This is a genomic window from Collinsella sp. CLA-ER-H2 (assembly GCF_040092405.1).
In the GTDB taxonomy this organism is placed as follows: Bacteria; Actinomycetota; Coriobacteriia; order Coriobacteriales; family Coriobacteriaceae; genus Collinsella.
Genome location: NZ_JBBNLO010000050.1, coordinates 1 through 6,108, shown reverse-complemented (window position 1 = coordinate 6,108; position 6,108 = coordinate 1). Strand labels below are relative to the sequence as shown.

The following is a 6,108-nucleotide window of genomic DNA, read 5'->3' as shown; positions in this document are numbered from 1 at the left end:
TAGCTTGCCAGGCAAGCGTCGACTAAGCCATGCAGCGTGCGCGGGCCCTCCCGACGGGAAACGAAAAAGCCCGGTTTCAAACCGGGCTCGAACGAACATGCCTATTGACAATGGCTTTCTCATATTATAGAATTCCAGACAATTGAGCGGCCGGGGGTTAACCATGAGGGGTATGGGAGACACGACCGCATATTTGCGTCGGGGCATTCGGGAGATTATATGCCTGGCGCTGTTCTTCTTCACGTTTTTGGCGTGCGAGTGTCTCTTTGATGTGCGCATGGCCGAGTTCGTGCCATCGAGTGAGGTCGTCATCTACGAGAGCATCGTTGTCGGCGCGAGCGTGATTGGCTTTTTCGTGCGCCCATTTCTGTACTATCGCCTTCCCCAGACGATCGATGCGACGAGCGATATTACAGGCGTGCTGTTGGTATCGGCGTTGCTGCTGATGATTACGGCAGTGCGGTTTGAGGTAGTAATTGCCGGCGGCCTGGTGGCGTGCTGCGCCCTGGGCTATTGCGGATCGACCGCCCATGCCAATCTTGCGCGGCGTTTTGCGCAGACGCCCTGCTTGGCGCGCGCCGCCGCACTTTCTTACGCCATGGGCGTTCTGGTGCAGGTTCTCAACCACATGGTGATGCCTGCCGGCATTCCTCAGCAGGCTGTTCTGGTTGTCTGTGCGATCGCGCAGGTGGCGTTGCTCCACGGTGCCCGACGCGCCAAGCTGCGCGACGAGTCCGATCCCAGCTTTGAACCCAGTGTTGCCGGGCTTTCGGTAGATGCTTTGGAATATGGCGCCAAGTGGCAAGACGATCCCAAGGCAAAGGCGGCATTCCGCCGCGCCGTGGTCCGCCTGACCGTGGCGACGGCGTATCTTTCCGGCGTATTCGCCGCTCTCAACGCGGGTCTCACAACCTTGCATGCTACCGGAGCCGTTGATTTGGGTGACTGGCCGCGCCTGCTGCTTGTCGTGAGCTCGTTGGCTGCCGGCGTCCTATTTGACCTGCACGGCCGCTCGTATATGAATATCGGCATGACATGTGCCGCCATACTGTCCACGCTTTCGTTCTTTGTGCTCATCGTCGATGGCAATGGCGGCAACGAGCTTGCTGCCACGATCATCTTTTATCTGGGCTCGGGCTTTTTCGTGGTGTTCTTTACCACAAAATATGCCGCCGTCTCGCTCTATGCGCGCTGGTCATATTTTTGGCCGTGCATGGGTCGCGTCGTCAACAACGTGTGCTCGATGTTCGTGACGGCGCCGGCGGTGGCAATCATTTCGAGTCAAAACGTGCTGGCTGCAGTCGGCGCGGCGCTCGTGATGTTTGTGGGTATTGCGATTACGCTACTAGGACAGTTGGGGCGACGAGCCGATGATGTCGTGATGCAGGACGGCCTGCCGCTTGCCACCGACGATCTTGGTGCAGATCTTGCGTCTGCATGCTCCGACCCCGAGCCCGTGGAGGCAGCGGAGCTCACGCCCGATGAGCGCCTTGATGCCTTCGTCGCCACCTTTGGGCTTACAGAGCGCGAGCGCGATATTCTTGAGGTCTTGGTCGTTTCGGACCAGAGCGTTCAGGACATCGCCACAACGCTCTTTCTTTCGCGCTCCACGCTCTATCGCCACATTTCCTCGATCAACAAAAAGGCCGGTACCGCCTCGCGTGTGGCCCTCATCAACTTCTTCTGGTCCTGGACACCCAAGGACTAGCTAACCTCCCAATAAGTTGCGGTGGAATAGTCCCTAAATTAAAGTCACGGGGCTTTAAACAGGAACTATTTTACCGCAACTGCTGGGGGGATAGACTGCGGCGGCGGCAGAGGCAGCGGCAGCGGCGTTGGCAGCTGTGGTAGTGGCAACGGCAGCTGGCAGGGTGTTTTCCGTCTACTTGCTACAGCAGCTCGCCGTGGCGGGCAATGTAGCGGCACTTTGCCAGCTGGGTGAGCGCGATATAGGCGATAACGATGCCAATGAGCAGCCCAAAAAAGCTCGTGGGCAGCGGCATGAGGCCGAGCACATCGGCGATGGGGCTTGCCGGCAGCCAGGTGACGAGCGCCAGGCCCAGCACGGTAAGAACGCACAATGCGGGCGCGGCGTGGTCGCGCGGGCTCGGCAGATGCGGGGAGCGCAACATGTGGACCACGAGTGTCTGCGACCACATGGACTCGACAAACCAGCCGCTCTGGAAGAGCGCAGCAAAGGTCGCCATACCCGCGACGTCGCCCGCGGCGGCAAGCTCGGACCAGCTTGCGTCCACGGCGGCGGGGCACACGACAAAGAAGAGCGCGGCGAAGGTCACGATGTCAAACAGCGAGCTCACGGGGCCCAGCTCGAGCATAAAGCCCTTGATGGATGCGACGTCCCAGGCACGCGGGCGGGCAGTCCAGGCGTCATCGACGGTGTCCCACGGCAGTGCGATGCACACGATCTCGTAGACCAGCGACAGCAGTACCAGCTGCAGGGCGCTCATGGGCAAAAACGGCAAGAACAGGCTCGCGACGGTCACGGACAGCACATTGCCAAAGTTGGAGCTCACCGTGGTCTTGAGGTACTTGAGCAGGTTGCCGTAAGTGCGGCGGCCTTCGATGATGCCGCGCTCGAGCACGCCCAGGTCCTTCTGAAGCAAGATGATATCGGCGGATTCCTTGGCAATATCGACGGCCGAATCGACCGAGATGCCGCAATCGCTCGCACGCATGGCGGCGGCGTCGTTGATGCCGTCGCCCATAAAGCCCACGGTGTGGCCGAGCATCTCGCGCATGACACGTACCAGGCGCGCCTTCTGCAGCGGCGAGAGCTTGGCGAAGAGGTGGGTTTTCTCGGCGCGCTTGGCAAGTTCGGCGTCATCGAGCGCATCGATCTCGGAGCCGAGCAAGACGTTGCTCGCATCGATACCAATCTGCTCGCAGACGGTGGCGGCGACGCGGTCGTTGTCGCCGGTTAGGACCTTGACCGCCACGCCCTTGGCCTCGAGGGTGGCGACGGCGCCCGCGGCACTTGCTTTGGGCGGATCGAGGAAGGCCAAAAAGCCCATCAGCACCATGTCGCACTCGTCGGCGATGCCAAACTCGCCCACGCAGCGCGGATTGGTCTTCTGCGCCACGGCAATTACGCGTAGGCCCTCGGCGTTAAGTCCGGCGATCTGCTTGCGAATCTGGGCGAGCTTCTCGTCGGTGAGCGGCTGAGCGATGCCATCGATCTCGACAAAGGAGCAGATCTCGAGCATTTCCTCGGCAGCGCCCTTGGTAACCATCTGGGTTTTGCCTTGGGCGTCGGCGACAACTACGCTCAGGCGACGGCGCGAGAAATCGAAGGGAACCTCGTCGACCTTGGTGTAGCGGTCGCGCAGGCTCTGGCCCAGCATGGAATCGGGTGCGACGGTCGAGGGCGTCACATCGGCACGGTCGATTACGGCCAGGTCGATAAGATTTTTGAGGCCGGTCTGGAAGAAGCTGTTCAAAAACGCATGGCGCAGCACGCGCGCGTCCTCGTTGCCATCGGTGTTGAGGTAGCGCTCGAGCACGATGCGGTCTTCGGTGAGGGTGCCGGTCTTGTCGCAGCACAGGACGTCCATCGCTCCGAGGTTTTGAATCGCCGGCAGCTCCTTGACGATAACCTGGCGACGGGCGAGGTCCTTGGCGCCCTGCGACAGGCTCGTGGTCACGATGACGGGAAGCATCTGCGGCGTGATGCCCACGGCCACGCTCGTGGCGAACAGCAGCGCGTCGATGACGTTGCCCTTGGTGGCGGCGTTGATGGCAAAGACGGCCGGCGCCATAACGAGCATCAGGCGCACCAGCAGCATGGAGACGCTCGAGACGCCGCGGTCAAACGCGCTCTTTTCGCCGCGCCCGTTGAGCATCTTGGCGATGCCGCCCAGGTAGGTGTCCGAGCCGGTGGCAACGACAAGCGCCATGGCGGCGCCGTTTTGCACGGAGGTGCCGGTAAAGACAATGTTCTTGCAGGCAGAGAGTGGCAGTGCGGAGCCGTCGGCGCCCTCGACGACGGTGACGGCGGTGGTCTTCTCGACGGCCTCGCTCTCGCCGGTGAGTGCGGACTCGATCACAAACAGGTCGCGCGCGGTGATGATGCGGGCATCTGCCGGCACCATATCGCCGGCAGAGAGACGGATTACATCGCCGGGGACGAGCTCGTCGAAGGGGATCTCGATGCGCTCGCCGTCGCGCAGGGCGGTGCAAGTGTTGGAGACCAGGTCCTTGAGGGCCTCGGCCGCATTGCCGCTGCGGGCTTCCTGGATAAACTTCATGCCGCCCGATACCAGCAGCATGGTGCCGATGACGATGACCGTGGAGGGGTCGCGCTGCGGTTCGGGCACGGCGAGCACGTCGATGTAGAGCGAGACCAGTGCGAGCGCGGCGAGGATGCCGGCGAAGGGATCGATGAACACGTCGGCGATGCGGCGGGCGAGCGTTTTGGTCGTTGCCTCGATGGTGTTGGGGCCGACGGCGTTCAGGCGCTCAGTTGCCTGCTCGACGGTGAGGCCGTTTGCCGTGGCGTCAAGCAGTACGAGGGCGTCCTCGGCACTATGGGTGGCGGCGAATATGGTGTTCTTGGACAGGCCGGTATGAGCGGCAGGGCGCGCCGTGCGGCGGCGCTTGGAGATGGCTTCGAGTACCGTGACGGTTTTGAGCATCAGCATAGGGTCCTCCTTGTTGAGGGGAGTTAGCGTACGTGTCGTATTTGCTTCAAAAAACCTAGATGTCGCTCACGTCAAGCTCTTGAGCCCACAAAGGGTGCAGCGCGCCTTTGCGGTGGTTTTGGCGATCTGCCGGTGGCGTTTATGCGTGTGCGGAGTCCTCGCGGCGTGCCGAGGGCGACATGCAGGTTTTTCGACTAGGACTGCCTTCCATGGCACACCTCCTAAAGGCTGAGCGCAGCGCGCTTTGGGTATCTCGTACCCCTTTTTAATCCGCCCGTATTCTTGATGAGGGGGTTTGACATGTCAACCCCATTGTTCGGAAAACCATTCCCCCTGACAAAGCCTTTACAGAATGCCGTGGCCCCAAAGCGCGCCCGCATCGACGCTTCGCCTGCGCTAAACTGGAAGGCACGTACGCGATTACGAGAGGAGCCCGCATGGAGGCTTACAAGCAAGAGTTCATCAAGTTTATGGTCGAGTCCGACGTCCTTAAGTTCGGCAGCTTTACGCTCAAGAGCGGCCGTCAGTCCCCGTTCTTTATGAACGCCGGCGCTTACGTGACGGGCTATCAGCTCAAGAAGCTGGGCGAGTATTACGCCCAGGCCATCCACGATAACTTTGGCGACGACTTTGATGTGCTGTTTGGACCGGCCTACAAGGGTATTCCGCTGGCCGTCGTGACCGCGATTGCCTACCACGAGCTGTACGGCAAGGAGGTCAAGTACTGCTGCGACCGCAAGGAGGCCAAGGACCACGGTGCCGATAAGGGCAACCTGCTGGGTTATGAGCCCCAGGACGGCGACCGCGTGGTCATGGTCGAGGACGTCACCACCAGCGGCAAGTCCATCGACGAGACCTATCCTAAGGTCAAGGCTGCTGCCGATGTCGAGATCAAGGGCCTGATCGTGTCCCTCAACCGCATGGAGGTCGGCAAGGGCGGCGTGACTACCGCGCAGAAGGAGATCGAGGCAAAGTACGGTTTCCCCGTCGCGAGCATCGTTTCCATGGCCGAGGTCGTCGAGACCCTCTACAACCACGAGATCGACGGCAAGGTCGTCATCGACGACGAGCTCAAGGCCGCTATCGACGCCTACTACGAGCAGTACGGAGCACGTTAGTTACGGCGTTTTGCCAAACGCCGTAACCGGCCGACGCTGCGCGACGTCCAGGGCGACAATTTGTCATTCAAAAGGCGAGGCATGACCAGAAGGTCAATGCCTCGCCTTTTTCATGCCAACTTGTTCGCCCTGGGCGGCGCTCGCTGTCGTTGCCAAAACATCGGCGTTGCCGGAGTAGTCATTGGGGACGTTCTTGTTCGACTGGTCGTTTAAGAACGTCCATTACAGTCGAAATTGTCAGCCCGGGACCGTCTCGGGCTACGATTGAGGCGCGCCCAGGACGGGCCGCCGACCGGGCGCCCGCGCACGGCCGAACGTCCCTGCCCCGAGAG

3 protein-coding genes are annotated in these 6,108 nt (G+C 61.2%); 2 read left to right on the top strand and 1 reads right to left on the bottom strand.

Annotated elements, in window-relative coordinates; all coding sequences use genetic code 11:
• Positions 1-163: 163 nt before the first annotated feature.
• Entirely contained in the window at positions 164-1,708 is a 1,545-nt protein-coding gene (locus AAAX59_RS09480) for a LuxR C-terminal-related transcriptional regulator (protein ID WP_349071573.1), read from the top strand.
• 181 nt (positions 1,709-1,889) lie between these two features.
• On the opposite strand, the gene mgtA is transcribed toward AAAX59_RS09480, so the two are convergent.
• Positions 1,890-4,658, bottom strand: coding sequence for a magnesium-translocating P-type ATPase (gene mgtA / locus AAAX59_RS09475; RefSeq protein WP_349071572.1), 2,769 nt, complete (start codon positions 4,656-4,658; stop codon positions 1,890-1,892).
• 437 nt (positions 4,659-5,095) lie between these two features.
• Between mgtA and pyrE the strand changes: the two genes are divergently transcribed.
• Entirely contained in the window at positions 5,096-5,776 is a 681-nt protein-coding gene (pyrE, locus tag AAAX59_RS09470; RefSeq protein ID WP_089573524.1) for an orotate phosphoribosyltransferase, read from the top strand.
• Positions 5,777-6,108 lie beyond the last annotated feature (332 nt).

What these genes read in the sequence shown, in the direction of transcription:
- AAAX59_RS09480 (WP_349071573.1), top strand. Translation starts at nt 164, where the DNA reads ATGAGGGGTATGGGAGACACGACCGCATATTTGCGTCGGGGCATTCGG.
- mgtA (WP_349071572.1), bottom strand. Translation starts at nt 4,658, where the DNA reads ATGCTGATGCTCAAAACCGTCACGGTACTCGAAGCCATCTCCAAGCGC.
- pyrE (WP_089573524.1), top strand. Translation starts at nt 5,096, where the DNA reads ATGGAGGCTTACAAGCAAGAGTTCATCAAGTTTATGGTCGAGTCCGAC.